Origin of the sequence: Providencia sp. PROV024 (assembly GCF_032709665.1) — a bacterium.
Classification (GTDB): domain Bacteria; phylum Pseudomonadota; class Gammaproteobacteria; order Enterobacterales; family Enterobacteriaceae; genus Providencia; species Providencia huashanensis.
Genome location: NZ_CP120546.1, coordinates 240,993 through 260,228, shown reverse-complemented (window position 1 = coordinate 260,228; position 19,236 = coordinate 240,993). Strand labels below are relative to the sequence as shown.

Annotated in this window: 23 protein-coding genes; 3 read left to right on the top strand and 20 right to left on the bottom strand. The window is 47.0% G+C overall.

Going from position 1 to position 19,236, the window contains the following annotated elements; genetic code table 11:
* Positions 1–303: 303 nt before the first annotated feature.
* From P3L56_RS22555 to P3L56_RS22545, 3 genes are all read right to left on the bottom strand, one after another.
* Positions 304–609, bottom strand: coding sequence for a hypothetical protein (locus P3L56_RS22555; RefSeq protein ID WP_052219360.1), 306 nt, complete (start codon positions 607–609; stop codon positions 304–306).
* Positions 606–923, bottom strand: coding sequence for a hypothetical protein (locus P3L56_RS22550; protein ID WP_042847040.1), 318 nt, complete (start codon positions 921–923; stop codon positions 606–608). The genes P3L56_RS22555 and P3L56_RS22550 overlap by 4 nt, the downstream gene beginning before the upstream one ends.
* Positions 924–1,042: 119 nt before the next feature.
* The gene (locus P3L56_RS22545) at positions 1,043–1,609 is read right to left on the bottom strand and encodes a hypothetical protein (protein ID WP_042847041.1); all 567 of its coding nucleotides are present in this window, start codon (positions 1,607–1,609) and stop codon (positions 1,043–1,045) included.
* 169 nt (positions 1,610–1,778) lie between these two features.
* On the opposite strand from P3L56_RS22545, the gene P3L56_RS22540 reads away from it, so the two are divergent.
* Positions 1,779–2,090: a type II toxin-antitoxin system HigB family toxin gene (locus P3L56_RS22540; RefSeq protein ID WP_042847414.1), complete on the top strand. Its 312-nt coding sequence runs from the start codon at positions 1,779–1,781 to the stop codon at positions 2,088–2,090.
* Positions 2,087–2,503, top strand: a complete 417-nt coding sequence (locus P3L56_RS22535; RefSeq protein WP_042847042.1) for a type II toxin-antitoxin system HigA family antitoxin — start codon at positions 2,087–2,089, stop codon at positions 2,501–2,503. The genes P3L56_RS22540 and P3L56_RS22535 overlap by 4 nt, the downstream gene beginning before the upstream one ends.
* Before the next feature lie 77 nt (positions 2,504–2,580).
* On the opposite strand, the gene P3L56_RS22530 is transcribed toward P3L56_RS22535, so the two are convergent.
* The 10 genes from P3L56_RS22530 to P3L56_RS22485 all read right to left on the bottom strand — a co-directional run bounded on the left by P3L56_RS22530 (position 2,581) and on the right by P3L56_RS22485 (position 8,115).
* The gene (locus P3L56_RS22530; RefSeq protein ID WP_166268285.1) at positions 2,581–2,889 is read right to left on the bottom strand and encodes a hypothetical protein; all 309 of its coding nucleotides are present in this window, start codon (positions 2,887–2,889) and stop codon (positions 2,581–2,583) included.
* A gap of 24 nt (positions 2,890–2,913) precedes the next feature.
* Positions 2,914–3,249, bottom strand: coding sequence for a hypothetical protein (locus P3L56_RS22525; RefSeq protein WP_166268283.1), 336 nt, complete (start codon positions 3,247–3,249; stop codon positions 2,914–2,916).
* Positions 3,250–3,379: 130 nt separating this feature from the next.
* On the bottom strand, positions 3,380–4,180 hold the full coding sequence (locus P3L56_RS22520) for a methyltransferase (protein WP_042847045.1): 801 nt from the start codon (positions 4,178–4,180) through the stop codon (positions 3,380–3,382).
* Positions 4,181–4,243: 63 nt separating this feature from the next.
* Positions 4,244–4,690 (bottom strand): hypothetical protein, encoded by a 447-nt coding sequence (locus P3L56_RS22515; RefSeq protein ID WP_052219361.1) that lies wholly within the window; start codon positions 4,688–4,690, stop codon positions 4,244–4,246.
* 57 nt (positions 4,691–4,747) lie between these two features.
* Positions 4,748–5,236, bottom strand: coding sequence for a hypothetical protein (locus P3L56_RS22510; RefSeq protein WP_042847046.1), 489 nt, complete (start codon positions 5,234–5,236; stop codon positions 4,748–4,750).
* Between the two features lie 123 nt (positions 5,237–5,359).
* A complete protein-coding gene (locus P3L56_RS22505) occupies positions 5,360–5,578 on the bottom strand; it encodes a hypothetical protein (protein WP_042847047.1) in 219 nt (72 codons plus the stop codon).
* A gap of 98 nt (positions 5,579–5,676) precedes the next feature.
* Entirely contained in the window at positions 5,677–6,246 is a 570-nt protein-coding gene (locus P3L56_RS22500) for a GDSL-type esterase/lipase family protein (RefSeq protein ID WP_072035184.1), read from the bottom strand.
* A gap of 139 nt (positions 6,247–6,385) precedes the next feature.
* A complete protein-coding gene (locus tag P3L56_RS22495) occupies positions 6,386–6,946 on the bottom strand; it encodes a hypothetical protein (protein ID WP_042847048.1) in 561 nt (186 codons plus the stop codon).
* Between the two features lie 166 nt (positions 6,947–7,112).
* Complete coding sequence (locus tag P3L56_RS22490) at positions 7,113–7,535, bottom strand: hypothetical protein (RefSeq protein ID WP_042847049.1); 423 nt, start codon at positions 7,533–7,535, stop codon at positions 7,113–7,115.
* A 157-nt stretch (positions 7,536–7,692) separates the two neighbouring features.
* Positions 7,693–8,115, bottom strand: coding sequence for a hypothetical protein (locus tag P3L56_RS22485; RefSeq protein WP_162762193.1), 423 nt, complete (start codon positions 8,113–8,115; stop codon positions 7,693–7,695).
* A gap of 161 nt (positions 8,116–8,276) precedes the next feature.
* Here P3L56_RS22485 and P3L56_RS22480 point away from each other — a divergent pair, with 161 nt between their 5' ends.
* Positions 8,277–8,681 (top strand): DUF6896 domain-containing protein, encoded by a 405-nt coding sequence (locus tag P3L56_RS22480; RefSeq protein WP_042847052.1) that lies wholly within the window; start codon positions 8,277–8,279, stop codon positions 8,679–8,681.
* 36 nt (positions 8,682–8,717) lie between these two features.
* On the opposite strand, the gene P3L56_RS22475 is transcribed toward P3L56_RS22480, so the two are convergent.
* The 7 genes from P3L56_RS22475 to P3L56_RS22445 form a co-directional block, all read right to left on the bottom strand.
* A complete protein-coding gene (locus tag P3L56_RS22475) occupies positions 8,718–9,014 on the bottom strand; it encodes a hypothetical protein (RefSeq protein WP_042847053.1) in 297 nt (98 codons plus the stop codon).
* A gap of 54 nt (positions 9,015–9,068) precedes the next feature.
* Positions 9,069–12,464 (bottom strand): hypothetical protein, encoded by a 3,396-nt coding sequence (locus P3L56_RS22470; protein ID WP_042847054.1) that lies wholly within the window; start codon positions 12,462–12,464, stop codon positions 9,069–9,071.
* Positions 12,465–13,536: 1,072 nt separating this feature from the next.
* Complete coding sequence (locus tag P3L56_RS22465; protein WP_042847057.1) at positions 13,537–14,448, bottom strand: RepB family plasmid replication initiator protein; 912 nt, start codon at positions 14,446–14,448, stop codon at positions 13,537–13,539.
* 875 nt (positions 14,449–15,323) lie between these two features.
* Complete coding sequence (locus P3L56_RS22460) at positions 15,324–15,470, bottom strand: hypothetical protein (RefSeq protein WP_166268277.1); 147 nt, start codon at positions 15,468–15,470, stop codon at positions 15,324–15,326.
* 200 nt (positions 15,471–15,670) lie between these two features.
* Complete coding sequence (locus tag P3L56_RS22455; RefSeq protein ID WP_252501085.1) at positions 15,671–16,870, bottom strand: IS91 family transposase; 1,200 nt, start codon at positions 16,868–16,870, stop codon at positions 15,671–15,673.
* Positions 16,871–16,949: 79 nt separating this feature from the next.
* Positions 16,950–18,428: a hypothetical protein gene (locus P3L56_RS22450; protein WP_272686066.1), complete on the bottom strand. Its 1,479-nt coding sequence runs from the start codon at positions 18,426–18,428 to the stop codon at positions 16,950–16,952.
* A 9-nt stretch (positions 18,429–18,437) separates the two neighbouring features.
* Positions 18,438–19,139 carry a hypothetical protein gene (locus P3L56_RS22445; protein WP_252501083.1) on the bottom strand — a complete coding sequence of 234 codons (702 nt, stop codon included), beginning with the start codon at positions 19,137–19,139 and terminating at the stop codon, positions 18,438–18,440.
* Between the last annotated feature and the right edge of the window lie 97 nt (positions 19,140–19,236).

The window sequence follows — 19,236 nt, the reverse complement described above, 5'->3', positions numbered from 1 at the left end:
CAAACCATAACCCCTCATGGTTGTGAATAAAAACTCGGCTTTCCCCTTTCAGACTCACCGAGTTTCCCACTGTACCACACCCAAATCCCATCCAAACTCACTTTCTTCCCTTTCAAACTCACTTTCCTCCCTTTCAAACTCACCTCAATCCTCTGTAGGCCACGCCACCAGCGGCCTGCGAGCGACAGGGATCTTTTAGGATCTGTTAGGAACTAATTAGGTTAATTATTAGGATCTAGCTTGTTGAAAAGTTGATAAGTGAAAACCAGCGCCCAACACAGGTACTGGTTTTTGTTTGGGTGGCTATTCTGCCCAATGGGCTTTGAGTTGTCTGTTAGCTTCATCTAACGCAGCTGAAGCTGAGGGCATGATGCGGTTATCGAAAACCCAGGGCGCATCTTTCCAGTTGCCTTGCTGCCGAATATAGCCCAGTCTTATCGCTTGCATGAATGTCATCGGCTTTGGGCTAATAGGATTCACCACCAGCCCCTTGGCGCGATTGACACGCACTTTCAGGTAAGCCAGCACACGCTCAGCCTGCGCTTCTTTTTGCCCTGACAAGTCCCAGATACTGCGTCTCAAATGCTTAATGGCTTCTTCACTGGTCACGCGTAATCCCTCGTAGAGTTCAGTACACTGATGCTTGGCAAATCGCACTGAAATTCAGTGTCATCGGCACGGTCTATCCAAGTTATACACGCTCCAGATCGCCATACCGCCAGAACGGGGTCGCTCATGCAGTTTTCAACACTCTCATCCGAGTCATCAAAGTCGTCGAACGTCGCTTCGCTATAGATGACAACATGGAGGAATTGCGGGTTTCTTTCCAATACAGCAAAAGCGTCGATCAGCGCGGATTTGTCAAATTTCAGCGTTACGTTCAAACAGCGAATATTATCTTGGAGTTTAAGTTCAGTCAGCATTGGTTACCCTTTCATGCCCTGAGGCTCTCTCATGGCGATCCTCAGCAGTTTTACGATGTTTTGTGCGAAATGATGCGATGAGTACCACATCGCATCGTAGAAAGCGTTACAGCGCTATTTCATTGCAGGCTCTTTTCGACCCAACGATATTCTTTGGATTGGAAATTATCCTGCAAGCAGATCGTGCATTTTCCGTTGCGGCACTCTGCGTAAACACTCCAGTGGAATGCGGGTGTATCACAGCTGCCGGAAACTGATTTAACAAAGCCACCGAGCTCATGCTTTTTTGCAATGGTAAGTTTGGACGTGGCGATAGCTGAGCGGAGCTCAAACGCATCAAACTCCACGGTAATTGACCCAGCTGGGAGCGTCACTTCGTTACAGACGGAGTACAGTTCGCGAGGTACGGTAAAGCAGGTATTAGCCAGCGCATATTGCTCAGCTGTTAGGTTTCGTGGCGACTCCACTGCACAGAGCAGCGTATCCCATGTAATGCCGATGTTTGCATCATGAGTTCGATCCACCAGCTGAAGCGCCTTGTGTGCCTCATATTCAGAAATGGGTTCCATCTCATTGTCAGACAAAACTTGGTGGATGTCTTCAGTATCCCACAGCTTGGAAAGCACAACATCGTATTGATTTTTTGTGGACAGGTGCGCGATTAACTCTTTGACTGTGCAGTACATAAGAAACCTCTTTTATTGATATTGTTTGTTTTGTTTACCTCTTTATTGAAGCATGACCTCAACCGCTGACGAAGAATAGATAGCAGAATAATTAATTTATTAGTTGCCATATTGGCAACCAATAGTTTAGATGCTACAATGTTGACAAATAGGAAACATGAGAGATGCAATGCACGTAATATCAAGAGAACCTTTTGACCAGGCATCCAAGCGATTTCCAAACAGTGCTCAGGCGCTATCTGACATATATCGAACACTCAAGCGCGACAGTTATCAAACGCCTGATGAGCTTAAAAAGGTTTTCCCCAGCCTTGATCGGATGAAGTATAGAGAGAAATGGTGGGTCATCGACATCAGTGGCAATTCATTAAGAATGATGTTTTTTGCCGACTTTGACCGGGGGAAAATATTCGTGAAACATATAACAACCCACGCTGAATACGATAGGTTGACTGATCACTACCGGAGAACAAAAGCATGATGTTTCAAGATGCAGTAAACGCAGCACAAAACCTGATAAGCATTGTGCCGTTATTGGGAAACAGCCATTCTCGCGAAGACTATGAAAAAGCCGTTCAACTGGTTGAGCACCTTGTCGAAAATGACCCAGACAACCCGCTTATCGACTTGATTTGCGCGAAGATTGATGCGTATGAAAAAACAGCGCCCGAATTTGCTGAATTTAACGAGCGCTTAGCAAAAAGCAATGGCGGTGTAGCAGCATTGAGAACGCTGATGGATCAATACCACCTTAATACGACAGACTTTCAAGATGAGCTCGGTTCGCGCTCATACGTTAGCCGCATCCTCAACGGTGAACGAGGATTAACACTGGAGCACATTAAAAAACTGTCTGCGCGTTTTAATATCCCTGCCTCCATTTTCATAGACTAAACGGTTACAATCGAGTTCCTACACTAACAAAAAACCCGCTTTTTATGCGGGTTTCTTTTTTGATTCAGTGGACAATCTTACCGAATTAGCTGCCGGTTGTGCAGAACAGTACAGGTCGCACCAAGACCCGCATGCAGCACGAAAGCTATCAACACAAATCCCCCTGAAGCTGGGATATGAAACGAGTCTAGGAAAGCCGTTGTCACCGTCAACATCAAACCAAAAAGGCCTATGTATTTAACCGCCAACGAGAGACACACAACCACTGGACTTCGCAGCCCTGGCAATTTGTGTGTTTCGTGATACTGGTACTTTGCATACAATCCACACAGCACCAGCAAGGACAATGTCATCAACGTTAAAGTGCCGATCAGTAGTGCCAGCATGACAACCCCCTTAACCCCAACTTGTCAGCCAATATGGCAAACGCTTTTCCACAGCTTTCGCGCTTCACCACTCACGTCGAATGAGTAGCTCTCACCCAACTCGTTATCATCGAACTTGCACACCAGGCCATACGGCGTAATGAGCATGTGCGCACCCGATACGCTGATCCCAAACAACCGGATGCTGATATGTACGGGAACAGACATCACCCCTTTACCCCTCTGGCGATATCGCTCTAACGCCGAACTGAACATGCCGCGATTAATCAGCACCTCCAGCAAGTGTTCGTTAACCCAACTACCCTGGCCGCCAAAGACGGTTGAATTCGGATTTACGCTGATAATGTTTCGTGGCTTCATCTATCCCCCCAGCGCTCTTTTCAGCGCCTCACTTTGGATGGCGTTCCCCCCCGGTATCGGGAAGTTCCAGTATCACTCAGCAGATATCGCTGACGAAAAAACCGCCCGAAGGCGGCTTTGACATTGGCTGTTAGAGGTCAATTTCCAGTAGAACAGTTTTGACCATCGTGCCGGACTCTTTGAAAGCTTTGTCTTCCAGTTCAGTGAATGAGCCCCCGAGCAGTTTCACACGCTCACGGAAGGCCTTGGTCAAGGCATCTTCACGGAACAGCACGCCCGCAGACAAAATGCCCCGCAGGCGACCACCTTGCGTATACACCCCACCTGAAAGCAGCAGATCCAACGCTCGGTTTGTATGCTTAATGTCGGCCTTATTTTTGAAAGGCGGGTTCATGATGATGACATCGAATTTCTCGTCCATTTCATGGCTGAGAAAATCAGCATTGACCAGTTCAAGGCTTGTGCCCGTAAATTCAGGGTTTACCAGCGACGTAATTTCAGGGTCGCTGTTCAGTTGCTGAACGCGCTTTTCATCCAGCTCAACAGCCACGATATTGAGGTTTTTTGCCGCTTTAGCCACAGCTTTGACAATACGCCCATCACCGCAGGACGGCTCCAGCACTCGATCCCCGTCCTGAATATTGGCACTGGTAACCATCGTATTGATGATTTTTTCCGGCGTTGGAAAAAAGTTGAAGTCGTCTTTTGGCACCACAACCGATCCAGACAGGATAATGTCGTCGATACGCCCTTCCGCACTGCCATCAAAAATATGGGCTTTCTCTTTGCGGTTCCACTTCCCACCAGCGGCTTCAAGCACCTTGTTGGTGTTGGTGTACAGGCGACGATCCAGCTGGCCTTCCAGGAAGAGTTTGTTGCCCTCCACACGCGCTTCAGACAGAACTGCGAGGACGTCATTTGATACTTGCATTTCTTACCCCAATTTATTGATATTGAATTAGCCACCAGCCCCACGCTGACGGCTTAAATTGCTTTACCCGATCACTACGACGGATTGATAGCTTTCAGCAGCCAGTACGTCGTCTTCATCGTTGTCCTGCCAGAACATGGCTGGTAGACGATCAACTTCAAGATGGCTTGGCATCCATCCCAGAGTGCGTGCAACCCAGAAACTTCGGGTATGCCCAGCATTATCGACAACGGATACCCGTTCGCCTTCATAGCCCACCAGCTGAGGACTCAGGTTCCCAGTGCATTGCAAACCGGTGCGCTTCGCGTACTGATGGCCTTTTTCCATCATTGCCATACACTCGGTGTAATGCTCGAAAGAGCCTGCTTTGCTCTTCGGTTCGACAACCCCCATCCACTGAGCCACGGCTTTTGCACGCTTCGCCAGCAGGGCTATCCCGACCTTGAAAACACCACGGTCTTGAGTGAAAACGTATTGCTGTTTTAGCTTGTCGATTTTCAGCTGGTTCATAACGGGTTTCCTCGTTGCGATAATGTTCGGCCTGCGATCAGACCGAACGATTAGGTGTCAGACTACGTACTGTACGTTTAACTCTTGATGAAGCTGCTTTAGGACTGTTTCCCCACTCAATTCCAGCGATTCCATTTTTCCACCGATATAGGCAGCGCCAGTCACTTCAGTGTGGAAAAACGCGCCACGATAAATGATGCTATTCATGACAATGGAGATAACCCCCACGCTGCGAAGCTCATACAACAGCTCTTCTGCCGTCCATTCCATCGCATTGATCCAACCACGCAAATCCTCCAATGCCCCTTCATCTGGCGTAGGAGCCGCAAGCAGTTCATCCAGCTGCTGCACAAACTCATGGTCTGGCTTAAACGCTCTAAGAAAGCTACCAATCGCTTCTTTTCCACTTAGTCGATTAAAACCGAATGAGACACTGCGATTAGATGAATGGAAAAACTCCAACCCTTCTTTGGGCAAGGATCCAATGGGCGCATCTGCACTAAACGTGACGATAAAACTTTGGATAAATTCTTGCTTATCTGACATGTGAATCCTCTTTTCTTATTGGTATCGTTGTTTTGTTTACTTAACCAGTAAAACATGACCTAAGCCGCTGACGAATAATAGAAAAGAGATTATTTTGAGAAACAATATCGAGTAGTGAAAATGTTATTTCCGGAAGGACTCCACAGCTATTTTCCCGTGGTAATGATGAAGCGCGCGAACGCTTTCCTTGTGGTCGTCATCACCCGCCTTGCCCGATTGGCTGTATCGCTTAGTTGTCTGGTATCGCTCAACCAAAGCCATATACTCCGGATCATTTGCCCGGTCATAACGGACAGCAAAGCGACGGCTGACCCCAAACTTGTTTCTACGGTTGGCACCCATGAATCTTCCTTTTAAACCCGAGTTGGTTCGATAGGAAGATCATCCCACAGGTTCAGCGCTGACAAAGAGGTTCAAAATAAAATACATTCCCCCTGTTTTTACTGGTTGAACAGCCTCCCAATTATCAAATCACTACCTTTGCTCGTGTAATGTATCCCGTCATGGGTTCGTACCTGCACATCGTTCACGGTAAGGTTAAACTGACGCCCAATAGCGACCTCGGGGTCGAAAAAAGCGATCTGTGTTTCATCCACCGCCTGACGGATTGCTTGTCTGGTATTTACCAAGGCGGCTTCGGTGGCAGGATTCTTCATTGCAGGTGGCAATATCCAGATAATCGATGCACCGGGGTTGCTCTGCTGGATTTGCTGGATAAACTGTGTTGCCTTCTGCTGGTAGTTCGTGACTTGGTTTGCACCGATGCCGTCATTAGCCCCCAGAGAGATAACCACGGTCTCATAGTCCTGAAAACTCATTGTCTGAACATAATCGTTCCACTTTACCGAACTGCGGTCGGTAAGCCCTGTGCTCTCCTTATAAAGGCCGTCTACTGGGATGTGCTTCTTTGCGCTCGTCGCGAGGGTATAGGTTAAGCTATCACCGATAAACAGTGGCTTAGCCAATGATATTGCAGGCAGGAACAGGGTAAGAAATAAGGCAGTTTTCATAACTATTTCCAGGTCGATACACTGCCGATGATTTTAAAAAAGATACTTTTTTAATCCACGTTAAAGGCCGACGCTTTGCGGACAAAAAAGCCCACACCATCTGGTGCAGGCTTGGAGTCGAACTTTTTAGCACGCCTCATCAGGCCATTGCGGTTTCGGCCAGAGACAAAGCTTGTTCTTGAGTTTTAGCGATCCCCAACCACAAGATCCTTGCTGAAGGAAAGTCGAAGCGCAGGATGTTCAAAGCGCGCTGTTCATCCTCAGCAAACACGGGCTTGTATGCCGCGACACAGCGCTCATACTCAGCACCTTTTCGTAGCTGAGGAATTGCATAAACGATGAAGCAACGGTCTTCTGGCTCACCATATTCCGGTCCTGCTATTGATACAGCGTAATCGAACGCAAATTTTTTCACGTCATAGAAACTACCACTTTCTTCATGTGACATCGTGTATTCAATTTTTGTCCCAGCATTAGCACGTTTTTTCATGTGCTCAGTTTGCTGAGCATTGTTCCAGCGGTGCAATTGCATACGGCTGGCTTCTTTGCCCTTCAGGACAGCCTTGGCGTTTGGCTTGTAGCCTTGCGCGATCAACGCGTCAATCCACTCGCGGACAGTCACTACTGAACCGTTGAAACGGATTGCTGAAGCTAAATGGTTTTCAGCACGTTTTTCGTTTGCATTGACTAATGGGGTCATCGTAACTTCCTCGGTTTATTCATTTTGTTGACCCAATCATTCAAGCATGAGATTGACCGCTGACGAAGTGATTACACGCTGATTTTTATCATAAAAAATGCCCATCGAGGGTGATGGGCATTAAGGGGTATCGTGGGTTTGGGAAGCCCACTTCATTGATCAGACGCTAAGCATGTGTGGCAGCGTCGAACTCGGGTGAAAACACTGGGTTAACGCGAATGACTGTAGCCATTTCGACTTTCAGATTTACCTCCACATATTCCCCGTGCTTTAGAAACTGAACTTTCTGGTCGATACGACGCATTCCAATGCCGTTAGATTGAGCCTGAACCCACCAATCAAAGTCGGGCGGGATTGTCAGAGTTAATCCGTGCCATTGGGTCATAAACACGTTACCCATTGGCTTATACGTTTTCTGAGGCTTGCACCAGAATGGAAACATCAGCTGAACTAATGCACCATTGCGTGGGTCTACAAACTCCAGGAAAACACCAAAAGGTGACTCTCCTAAGACCTTTTTAAAATCCATCCACGCAGCGTGACAGAAGGTATTATCTCTCAATACTTTAACCATTTTCACGTCGTTCATTTCATTCAGCCTTGTTGGTTTCTATGTAATTAGTAAACCATGACCTCAGCCGCTGACGAATAGCGTAAACTATATTATTTTGAATTATTTCTTTTGTGATTGGTTTTGCTTCAGGCAAAAAAATGCCCACCGAAGTGAGCGATTAAAACGGGGCAACTTAACCTTTCCCGTTGATGATCCGAATCAACCTTTCATTCTGCTCCTGTGCCAGTGCTTCCGCCATTTCCTGAACGGCCATCATACGTTTGGTTGGCATGGGCTCGCTGAACAACGACGCAGTAGCAATAGCTTCAAGATACTCAGACTTCAGCTGATTTGCCTCTGCATCAGCGATGGGGAAAGTAGGTAACGGTACGCGTTTCGCGATGGAGGTTGCGACAGATTTCTGCGTTTTCATCGCTGAATTAGTCACAACAAATAACAGGAAATATCCCGCTAAGATACCCAGGCCAATTTTAGCGATCTTTGCTTTGACTCCTTTCGCGGTCAACATGGCTATCGCTGAACAGGTAATGCCCAGGCAAATGAAAAAGAGCGCCCCACCAGAGGTAGAAGCCACTGCGGTGAATAAAGTGATCATATTTCCTCGCTTAAGTGTTGTGGTAGACCAGGATATTGTCCCCCGTAGACAACCGGTAATGAAATTTCTAATCCTCATTTTAAAAATCAAGCCCCCTCTAACTTGACAAGACCGCTAGCGAGGATATTGTTTTGATTAAAATTAATAACAAGGTGGTTAATATGGACAGTCGTCTTCGCGACCTAATCAATGATTATTTAAAACGCGTTTCTGAAGCCATTGAGTTAATGAAGCTCTCAGGGTTCGAATTGCCAATATCTAATAACGCGTGGGCAGGAAACAGCATTCCACAAAGCGGGGAGTTGCATAGTGGCATCAGGTATTTCAAACATGGTTACGGATGCGCCGTGCATTTACGAACGGGCACTATCGATTTTGATTTTGGAGAACACGGGGAATTCAATGGTTTCGATTTTTGGCGCTTATCCGGCTTTGCAAAGGACAATTTAAGCCAATATGGATTTCAAACACCTGATGAATTAAAGCAATGTTTCGACGCTGAAATAACGAAAAGCAATCTGCTTTATTCTGGTTACATTCTTTATTATCTAAATGAACAGCAATAGGCCGGAAACCGGCCTATAAAAACACATATCGCCTACTTATCCGTGAAAGAAAATAGGCATGTTTAATACTCCGTGAAAGAAAATAGGCATGTTTAATACGCCGCTGATAAAGTCCTTTTCAGCTTTCAAATCACGGTAAAACGGTGAGTGAGCCTCTGCCAGTGCCAACAACGCACCACGCTCCGGACCAAATTCATTCACCTGCTGGGTGATCTCCGCAAAAATTTTACGGACGGTTTCCAGGTGACTGGCTGGTAAGCCGTCTTCCTCCAGTAACTGAAGGAATTCCGTGAACATCACATTGCGCGGGATCGGGTTATATTCTTGAGACACATTCACCTCCTAAATGCCCTCAGGGGCGGTTGATAATGCTATTCATACACTGTATTAATTACGCGTTGTCCAGCGTGTCACGCCTTCAGGCAATGGCACTTCCACCTCGGAGAAGTAACCGGTCTGGTATTTTCTCGCTTCTGAGTTACGCGAAAAGATGTAATGCAACGCCAGTTCTTTGTTGGCAAAAGTCATCCTGGTAAAGGTTTTCACTGGTGCAATAATGCCCTCCAGACATTGATTTTCGTTGTACCCAACAGGGCAGATATCGAACCAATGAGCATGGTTGAATGGTGCTTTTGTCTTCGCAATCTTCGCTTTATTCGGATCGTCATAACGCTGAGGCAACGTCACTTCAATCACATCGACAGGGGCATCCTGGTGGAGGTGAGGACTACCAAGCAGTGTATCGATCATAGGCCTGCCGCTTTCATCGCGTAGGCTCTCTGCAAGCCACAGCGTGCTCTTAGAACGATGTGGATGTGACACGTATTCCTGTGCGTAGCGCCAGCGGACATCAAAGCTGTGTATTTCGGATACAGAGTTGCTATTCAGTGAATAGTCCAGCCCGCTGTATTCGAGATCCTTGTTCGTGCTGAACATGTTCACGTCGGGCATTTCCTTAGAGGAAAACATCCACATGTCAGCAGCCTTTGTGCTCAGTTCTTTGATGCGCCCTTCAGGGTGTTTGTAGAACGATGCATACATCTCCGCCAGACCGCTCTTGGCGCTCTCACTTTCCAGCAACTGATAGATGCAGTGTACCGATCGGCTTATAGAGCCCACGTACACAAAGTTCCATTCACTGCCTTCAATGCGGATGCCGATCGGGATCATCAAAGCTGGAACCTGGACTTGCCCACCCGTCTCATGAACGTAGTTCATCTCGTAGTAAGCTTCTTTCCAAAGATGAGACATTTCCGCCAGACGTCTTTGGTTGGCTGGGTTTAAACGATGTAGATCACCGGCTCTGCTTTCCACAAAGCTAAACGCTTCCTGTTTTTCTTCATAACTGCCAAAAGCAGCATTCAGATTCTTCCACGCCTCCGCCTCCGGCCATTCAAAAATTGTTGTTTCCGCCACATTCGAGGCGTTCAGTTTCACCCAGCTGCGTGAGCCTTCTTTGATTCCCGTTTTCGTCAGGTTGAAGTTAATGCGCTGCACCCAGATATGCGGCTCTATCCGATCATCACGCTCACCATCCGTTGGCGCAACGTACAACGATAATTTACCATTCGTGTTCACAATGAGGCGCAAAGGTGCGGCCTTAATTATGCGCGCAAAATCGACTATCTGAGGCAGCATATTCATGCCCCGGCAGGCGATCATGTCCATCACGCCCAGCAGGTTTTCCCACTGCGCTTTGTCGGCCATCGCCTCTGCCAAAGGTGCTCCACGGTTCGCTGCACGCCATGCCATGACTGTTTTGTCGATAACGGTATCTTGGTCGGCTTCATTCCCCACACGCCCTACCACCAGCGCTGCTTTCAGCAGGTCGCGAGACTTCTGCTCTGACTGACGCTCTTCTCGTAGGTACTTAGCCAACGATTTGAACAGCGCAATGTAGTAGGTGTGGTCCGAGCGCACAGCCCGAGAATAGATGTAGTGCTCCAGATGCTCAGCGGTGACCGCGTCCAGGCACAGGTAAGGCAAACGTGCGTCGTCTTCCTTCCACTGTTTGTTGTACTTTTCGATACAGACGTTGACGTTATAGTCACGCGTCACACTTCCTCTCTTGTTGCTATAACTGGTCTTGCTGACTGGCGCTTTGACATTCAACAGGCCGTCTTTGATAAAGGCTACAGCTACGTTGCGGTCGTCTTTAAAGTCCACGGTAAAACTAAAGGAACCATAGGAACGATCGTCATTTTCTTTGGCTGCACCTGGTGCAGTCTCTGGGTTCGCCAGTGAATGCCATTGGCACATCACACGAGAGCCGCTACGTAGGTGACTGTTTGCCCATTCGATGAAACCAGCCAAGGATGGATACTTTTTATTTTCTGGGTTACTCAGCATGCCTGTACCGTCAGCATCATGAATGAAGCGGCAATGTTGCTCTTGGAATTTCATCGACACAAAATTCAGACCCAGACTCCGGTCGTAGAAATCACCAAATAGTTGTTCCCGATGGTCAAGCCCACAACACATAATCAGGAAACGTTTGTAGTGCAGTGCCATGCGCTCATGCGCCTTCAGCCGATCAGAATAAGCGACGTTTTGGAATTTAATTTGTTCCCCATCCATCCCCCGGAACAAGCGCTCTTGCTCATCCCGAGACGGGAACAGCATGTTCGCACCCAGGTGAGACTCCACAGGGGACACGATGCGATACAGGTTTTCGCCGTCGCGAACCATCAAGAATACCTTGGCATTCTCGCTGTTATTAATAAGGTTTTCCATACGGTCTTTGTAGTCGATATAGCGGCGAGTCGTTGCCATGACCAGTACGCAGCGCGGCGAAGGGAAAATTTGATCCACCAGCGCATGGGTATTGCACAGCGCTTGATAGAACTTGTCCAGGTCACCAAAGTCGAACCAGTCACTTAAGTCGTGGTAGATGGCCAACTCTTCATCGACCATCAATTTCTGCTGAACAAAGGTCAGAGGCTCATTGCTGGGAGCGGACTGCCCTTTACGGATCACCTTCACGTTGACGTCTTTGCCAATATAGAGATCTAAAGACTTGATACCGTCCATCAGTTTGTCAACCTGAGAACGCGCATCTTCTGTTGCAGCCAGCTGCGCCGCTGCCATTTCGGCAAAATAAGGCACCACAGCCTGAACTGCCGCTGTAATTTCGATATTACGCTCTTGGATCCACTCGGATTGGATTGTCGCTATTTGATGGTTTTGCTCGGCCGCATCACGCATGTTCTTGATATCGGCTTCAGTCACGCCCGCTGCAATAGCATTACCCACCGAGCCTGTAGCCAGGCGAATAGCGTTATTACTGATAGCAGGCATGGTGCTCGCACTTACACCTTTCTTTGCGGCTTTTTGCTCAATACGTTCTGTCACAATAGCTTTCATCGCCTCAGGGTTAGCGAGAGACTTCGACAGAGATTGAGTTAGATCGGTAACACGCTGCTGGCACAATGCGACTTCAGCATCACGGATCTGACGCGCATCATCAGCGAATACAAAAAGCTCAACAAAGTCATTAAACAAGAATCGGTGCTCTTTGACAGTTCGCTTAACACTGTGAGAAACGCCGTCTTTGTCTACTGTGACAAAGGTTGCGTATTGCTCGTAGTGCTTCGGATGTGCGCGGAGGATGACGGTATGAAGCTGATTTTCAACCCAACGTAGGGATTCGATGAGAAGTACCTCATCCATCAGGATAGCTTCTTCTGGGATATCCTGCATTGCGCGCCAATATTGCCCGCTTTGAAGTGAGTTGAAACGCTGGATACGTTCGACGTGTTCTTCACGAACTACAATGCCTGTCATGGCTCTGCCCTCAATTGTGATTCATTTTCTATTACTATCTTTACACGTAGTGAACAGCTGACGAATAGGTCACAGGCGCACAGAAAGACATATTTGAATAGGGATAGAGGGATCTGACCAGCGCATGTTTGCAGGGCGAAACCACCTTCATTCACCTGCATGTTTGCAGGAGGAAACTCCGCCCCATCGTTACGCGTCTGCGGAAAACAGCATACTTGCAAGGGGTAAAATCAGCTCCTACGCTGCATGTTTGCAGGGGAATAGCATATTTGCAGGGGGTAAACTCAGCCCCTCCGCTGCATGTTTGCAGGGGAATAGCATATTTGCAGGGGGTAAACTCAGCCCCCTCCGCTGCATGTTTGCAGGGGAATAGCATATTTGTAGGGGAATAACACTGCCGTTCCGCTGCATCTTTGCACGGGAATAGCATATTTGCAGGGGAATAACACTGCCGTTCCGCTGCATATTTGCAGGGGAATAGCATATTTGCAGGGGAAATTCCCTGCCGTTCCGCTGCATGTTTGCAGGGGAATGCATATTTGCAGGGGGAAACTCCAGCCCCTCCCCTACATGTTTGCAGGGGAAAAGCATATTTGCAGGGGAAATTCACTGCCGTTCCGCTGCATGTTTGCAGGGGAATGCATATTTGCAGGGGGGAAACTCCAGCCCCTCCCCTACATGTTTGCAGGGGAAATTCACTGCCGTTCCGCTGCATGTTTGCAGGGGAATGCATATTTGCAAGGGGATAAACTCAGCCTACTACTGCATGTTTGCAGGGAAAAGCATATTTGCAGGGGGGATATAACTGCCGTTCCGCTGCATGTTTGCAGGGGAACAGCATATTTGCAAGGGGATATAACTGCCCCTCCGCTGCATGTTTGCAGGGGAACAGCATATTTGCAAGGGGATATAACTGCCCCTTCGCTGCATGTTTGCAAGGGAATAGCATCTTTGCAAGGGGATATAACTGCCCTTCCACGACATGTTTGCAAGGGAACAGCATGTTTGCAGGAGGAAATCACGGTTCCTCAATAACATGTTTGCAGGGGGACGCATACGCCCTGGAATATACTTAATCCAGGTCGGTATTTTTCAACAAATCTGGGTCACGCGAATTGATTGAGAAAAAAACTTGTCGCTTTCCTTTCGACACCCTATAGCCTTCAGTGTACTTGAGGTATTTGACGTCTTCTAATAACTTCATTGCCCTTCTAACCATTTCAAGTTGCTTATAAGGGTCTGAGCGCATATTTAAACGCTTCATCAACCTTTCAAATGAGACTATCTGCACCCTATTCTCACTGTTTGGCAACCCTTCAAGAAAAGCATAGATAGCCTTTGCCACTTCATTTCTTTTGATCGCAGGGAATACCTTCAGCTTCAGAACGCGCTTGTAGTCCATTTTGTACAAGTCACTTAATTTTGGATTGAATTCCAAAATAACTTCGTTTGCAGCTGTATCCACCCTGGAGAAATTCAACAAGTGAGTTGTAGCACTAATCAAATCATCGCCAGTATCTTTGTACACAGATATTGAAGTGGATGTAATTTTTCGAAGTGATTTAGCGACCCTTTCTTTCAGGATTTTGTTAATTTGCCTTGTGTTGTAATCACACATCTTTGCAAAATCACTGAAGGGAAGCACAACTTTATTGTCTACCATTGGATATTCACTGAGTGACTGAATTATTGAAAGCCAGATACGAAAGTCTGTATCCATATCTAATTTAGGCCCAGATATGGTGACTCTGTCATAACCTTCGCTATTAACAATCTCAAGGTTTCTCAGCTCTTCCGAAGCATCCATCACCCTGCTACCAACATTTTTCTTTTCCCTGCTACTAACGGGACTAAAAACACTAAGCCTAAGCAGTGAGATAGGTTGAATCGATCGCGTATCTGTTGATGATATGTAATCAATTTCGCCCGTCGTCTTGTTTTTTACTTCCACAGACAGGCCTAAATCATTAATATCCTTAGCCATAGTTATTCCTAAAATATTATTATTTGTTAACAGGCATTTTGAGCCTTTGCATATTTGCAGGGGGATGTATAACATGTTTGCAGGAGGAAATCAGCATATTTGCAAGGGAAAAATGCATGTTTGTAAGCTGATCTTGCATGTTTGCAAGGGGAAATAACATGTTTGCAAGGGAATTTAACTCTGCAACTGGTTGAAAATAAAATAAAATATCAACCTTAGATCACTTAGTTGTTTTTAGTTATTTAAGATCACAATAGATCCAATTATTAGATCACTCCTGTTAATAACGGGGATAACTTCCTTACCACCCTTCAATTTACTTTAAAAACTCTAAATGTATTTCCATTGGGAAAAATAATTTCAAATCCTACTTTTTCACTCCGCATCTCTATTAAAAACCGATGCCTTTCCGTCCCTAGAAATCAGTGGATTATTCAGTAATAACTCCTTTCCTTCATTCTTGCATAAATCAAAAACCACCTTTAATTGATTGATTTTAAAGATTAACTATAAGGATTTGGTTTCCTTTATTTGTCCACAGCCGGAAGTAACATATACATGTTTGCAGGGGAATGATTTGCATGTTTGCAAGGGAAAATATGCATGTTTGCAGGATGATCTTACATACTTGCAAGGAGAACTTACATATTTGCAGGAGGAAACAGCATGTTTGCGGGGGAAAAATGTTCTATAATACTTTGATAGTATTAATCAATCTCGCCCTTAGATCCCTTAGGTCTTTTTAGATCAGTTATTAGATCAAAAGATCCAATTATTAGATCATCCCTGTGAATAATGGGTATAACTATTTGAAAAGCGGACATCTGGAATGCAATCCGCTTAAAGTTTAAGTAGCCACACGGGATCGAATTTATTTAAAAAGCAATATTTTTTGCCAGACCAAAAACAAAATCATTAGTGAATGTAAAATCACGCCACACCAGGCAACCATCCGCATCACGAATTTCTACCTGAGTTGATGTCTTACTATAACGAATGATCTCAATAGTCTTTCCAGACAAACCACCAGCTCTGATCAATGCTTCTGTAACCTTCAGACCTTCTTGATGGTTAGGAAACTGAATGAACGGTTTAACGAGTCGATAACAATATGTTTGGTATCAGAGTCTGTTAAAGGGTCTCTATCGTATTTAAACCTAACCATGATAACGTGTAATTGCGCTATTTTTAGCCAAAAAATGAAATAATAGGCACACTGATCCTACGCTGCGGTTTGTAACCATCGTTTTTTGGCCATTTTATCCCGCCTTTCAGACAGTAACGTGGTTGCGTGTATGCCTTTTTCCGCACTCATAAATCGCAGTCGGTTTCCACATAAAATACATTGGTACGGATCTGTGTTTAAAAACCCTTTCATCAGTGCGGCAAAGCCTGGTTTTTCGGGTACGCTAGGGGACATGATGTCCAACGCATCATACACTTTAGGTAATAAACTGCCGCGTTTGCGATTGGCTAAAAAACCGTAATAGCGGATCATCTTAAAATGTCGGGCAGGGATATGATTGATATAACGTCGTATCATTTCTTCTTGGGATAAGGTCTGTCGTCGGTATTGTTGGCTATGGTGGTCATAATAATGATGCACCACTGTGCCCCCGCTGTAATGTTTCAGTTGGGAAGCCGAGATAGGCGGACGTTTTAGGTATCGGCCCAGATATTTTACATTGTGCCAAGCCCCTCGTGTCTTTTTGGCAAAATGGAGTTTCCAATAACGCTGAAACTGGGCATTGAGGTAACGACACCAGGTCGGATAATCCCGAATATGCCCGAAGCCCTGTAATGTGTTGGGTTGTAGCTGAAAATAGCTATCTCGAAGAAGCCGAATGACCGCGCTGCGCCAGACTTTTTCGACGTCTTTCTTTTTGAAAAAAATGGGTTTCCAGGTGTCATATTTTGTGAGTCCGCCTCGTGTCACCGATAAATGAATGTGTGGATGTTGATTGAGTTGGCGACCATAAGTATGTAGCGCACAAAAAATACCAATTTCGAGGCCAAGGCGTTTGGCGTGTTTGAGCATGGCATGCGTGGCGCAGCGAAAAAGTTGATTAAGTAAGGCCCAGTTGTTGTTAAAGAAAGGCCAAAGCAGGTGAGGCATAGTGAGAGTGATGTGTTGCCACTCGCAATCTGGCAAAATATGCCGTTGTTGGGCAATCCATTGTTCGGTACCTTTGAGGCCACAGGCACTGCAGGCTTTGGATTTACAGGTTTGGCAAAAGAAACGAGAATGGGAGCATTCAGGAGAAGAACAGCAATAACGGCGAACGCCCATCGCACAGGTGCTGCAGGCGAGCATCTTTTCGACAGAGATGAGTTGCCATTCATCGACGGTGTTGTTATCAATGAAGCGGTTCCATCCGTCATGGTATTGAAATAGCAGTTTAGCGGGTCTGGGAATATACATAGAGCGGAGTATAAAAGACGAACAGGGCGTTGCCTAGGAATAGAGCGGCTCTGCCGCGATGCTCACGCCAAAGGCGTGCTTACGTTCTAATTGCATTACGACGAGTATGTTGATGGTAACGACGAAAAGCGCGCTCAGTGGACGTGCCGGACTTACTCAGCTTCAACGAGCACCAAGCACTGGTATGTCCGATCACGAAAACCGAAAGTGTGTTTTTGGCCCTATTTTTCTCTTGCTGCATGGATAGTTCATCCTCGCGCGTCAAAGATGCACGGATCCATTGACCGGTTGAGGTCTGATTCGCCAAGTGCCACTGCATGGTGAATGCCAGATTAGCCCACCAGCGTAGACGGATGATACTGGCGTTCACTTTGTTGGCGATCAGAAACTGATAGCGTTCCGTCGTTAGTACACGCAGGTCTTTACGAGACGCAATCCCATCCATTGTCTGATGGCCGTTTAAGCCCAGGCTGCGATAAGTTTGGCCGCGCTGCATCATGCGGTTGTACAGTGCTGACTTTCCTTTGCACAGGGAAACTGCACCGAAGCGCAGATAAAATTGAGCAGCACTGCCGGAGGTGTATTGCCCAGCCAATACCGCTTCACGCAGTCGAGGATATTCCTCCCAAATGATGAACTCAGCAGCATCCGCGTCGATGGTCACTTCACTGTCCTCGCTGAAGCTAACCACGCGACGTTTTCCGTTCGGCGTATTGATAATGCGGCTGGCACGCTCATCGTCGGCACCGTTAAAATAGGCCATTTCAGCGATGGGATCAGCCAGGCCATCCATACCGGAATCATTACCAAACTGCCCGACCTTGACCCACAATGCTTTGGGCATAGGGGTCTTTGGGGTGACAGGCATTTCAGGCTCATCTTCCAGTAAGTCGAGCTCACCTTTTGCCCAGACGCGGCGATAGATTTCCAGAGCATGAAACGGTTTTTCGTTAAAATGGTGGAATGACCACATGAAGTCTATATGGATTAACGCAACCTCACTGACAATGCGAAATTGAGGTGACGCCATGCGGCGGTTGTGGGCGGTGTTTTCCAGTTCGCCCGATCGAAGTTTATCGGCTACATCCTCAGCACGCAGCTGCTCAACGTAGTCCATACTGCAACAAACATGCAGCAGGCGCTCCAGGAAGCGCGGTGAATAGACATCAGGCTGAACCTTGATGAAGCCTCCAGCATACAAGGTGCGACCCACAGGATGCCTATCTTCCCACGCATTGCGACGCTTGGACAAAAATCTCTGAATACGGTTGAGCCCAGCCATGTAACCGTGGCGATCGTCATCAGAACGCAGAAGGTTTTCCATTGATTTATCGAGACCGACCGCCTGGCAAGCCCAACATCCAAACCGGCTCCCACAGGCTTCACTGGATTTTTTCTCAGAACCCGACCAAACACATTCCCCTGTTGCGGCCTTGTAGAGCTCAGCGGTGTCGTTGTTGCTGTCCAGGTAGCTCGGCAGCAGATACTTAGAAGCGCTTCCGGCGCTTAGCAGAAACTCCCACACGTCGCCCTGTAACCAATGCCTGATGGGGTACAATTCGCCGCCTTATTTTGTGATCTTAACCTGACTCGCATTCCCGCCTTTTAAGGCGATGTTTTTGGCTCGGATAACGCCCTCTGCATCGCGGCTTCCCAGCAGCAAACAGACGCGTTTACCCACGGATTTTGGCAGGCTTTTCACGTATGCCGTTTTGGCGCGTTTGGCCGCAAAAATCTTCAAGTCGTTGGAGCACTGACGCACTGAGCTGTTGGTGAACGTGGGCAAGCCACGCCCCGTCAGTATCCGCCCCGTCCAGCTGGAGGTGAGCCCCGGTTTTGCGAGAACAATAGACAGCGGCAGGTTTTCTTGATCGATGAACTTTTCAAGCGCAGCCAGTTTCTGATCGGCGAGCCAGCGTATCTCAGGGTTTTCAATGCCAGTATCGGTATGCAAAAGGTAATGGTGTTGGCTAATAGGAATTCCCGCGCGAACAGCGCGCACCAACGCCATGAGGAATAAGTGCAGGACAATTTCGGAGTCTTTACCGCTACTCCAGGCGAGGGAGATCGTCCAATTATCAGCAAGGGCTTGGTAGATAGAAGCTGTGCCATTATGGATGAGATCAGCCATGCTGACTCCACGACTGGCATCACGATAGTTCAGGTCGGCATCTTCCTTCAGTGTTTGCCATACGGCCTGCCACTTATCCGCTTTTAAGACTGATATGGAAGGTAGTTCCGGATTTTTAAAGTTGAAGGAATGCTGCATAAATCACCTGTTATTTGTTTTGTTTACAGGATATTTTCTCATGAGGCAGACAGCTGACGAAGTAATGAGCGCTAAAAACAATTCTTTAGCTAGATAA

Coding starts and splice junctions, on each gene's coding strand:
- P3L56_RS22535 (WP_042847042.1), top strand. CDS start 2,087: ATGATGTTTCAAGATGCAGTAAACGCAGCACAAAACCTGATAAGCATT.
- P3L56_RS22455 (WP_252501085.1), bottom strand. CDS start 16,870: ATGTATATTCCCAGACCCGCTAAACTGCTATTTCAATACCATGACGGA.
- P3L56_RS22525 (WP_166268283.1), bottom strand. CDS start 3,249: ATGAAGCCACGAAACATTATCAGCGTAAATCCGAATTCAACCGTCTTT.
- P3L56_RS22520 (WP_042847045.1), bottom strand. CDS start 4,180: ATGCAAGTATCAAATGACGTCCTCGCAGTTCTGTCTGAAGCGCGTGTG.
- P3L56_RS22510 (WP_042847046.1), bottom strand. CDS start 5,236: ATGTCAGATAAGCAAGAATTTATCCAAAGTTTTATCGTCACGTTTAGT.
- P3L56_RS22500 (WP_072035184.1), bottom strand. CDS start 6,246: ATGAAAACTGCCTTATTTCTTACCCTGTTCCTGCCTGCAATATCATTG.
- P3L56_RS22545 (WP_042847041.1), bottom strand. CDS start 1,609: ATGTACTGCACAGTCAAAGAGTTAATCGCGCACCTGTCCACAAAAAAT.
- P3L56_RS22495 (WP_042847048.1), bottom strand. CDS start 6,946: ATGACCCCATTAGTCAATGCAAACGAAAAACGTGCTGAAAACCATTTA.
- P3L56_RS22530 (WP_166268285.1), bottom strand. CDS start 2,889: ATGCTGGCACTACTGATCGGCACTTTAACGTTGATGACATTGTCCTTG.
- P3L56_RS22505 (WP_042847047.1), bottom strand. CDS start 5,578: ATGGGTGCCAACCGTAGAAACAAGTTTGGGGTCAGCCGTCGCTTTGCT.
- P3L56_RS22515 (WP_052219361.1), bottom strand. CDS start 4,690: ATGAACCAGCTGAAAATCGACAAGCTAAAACAGCAATACGTTTTCACT.
- P3L56_RS22490 (WP_042847049.1), bottom strand. CDS start 7,535: ATGAACGACGTGAAAATGGTTAAAGTATTGAGAGATAATACCTTCTGT.
- P3L56_RS22465 (WP_042847057.1), bottom strand. CDS start 14,448: ATGGCTAAGGATATTAATGATTTAGGCCTGTCTGTGGAAGTAAAAAAC.
- P3L56_RS22550 (WP_042847040.1), bottom strand. CDS start 923: ATGCTGACTGAACTTAAACTCCAAGATAATATTCGCTGTTTGAACGTA.
- P3L56_RS22480 (WP_042847052.1), top strand. CDS start 8,277: ATGGACAGTCGTCTTCGCGACCTAATCAATGATTATTTAAAACGCGTT.
- P3L56_RS22540 (WP_042847414.1), top strand. CDS start 1,779: ATGCACGTAATATCAAGAGAACCTTTTGACCAGGCATCCAAGCGATTT.
- P3L56_RS22470 (WP_042847054.1), bottom strand. CDS start 12,464: ATGACAGGCATTGTAGTTCGTGAAGAACACGTCGAACGTATCCAGCGT.
- P3L56_RS22485 (WP_162762193.1), bottom strand. CDS start 8,115: ATGATCACTTTATTCACCGCAGTGGCTTCTACCTCTGGTGGGGCGCTC.
- P3L56_RS22445 (WP_252501083.1), bottom strand. CDS start 19,139: ATGCAGCATTCCTTCAACTTTAAAAATCCGGAACTACCTTCCATATCA.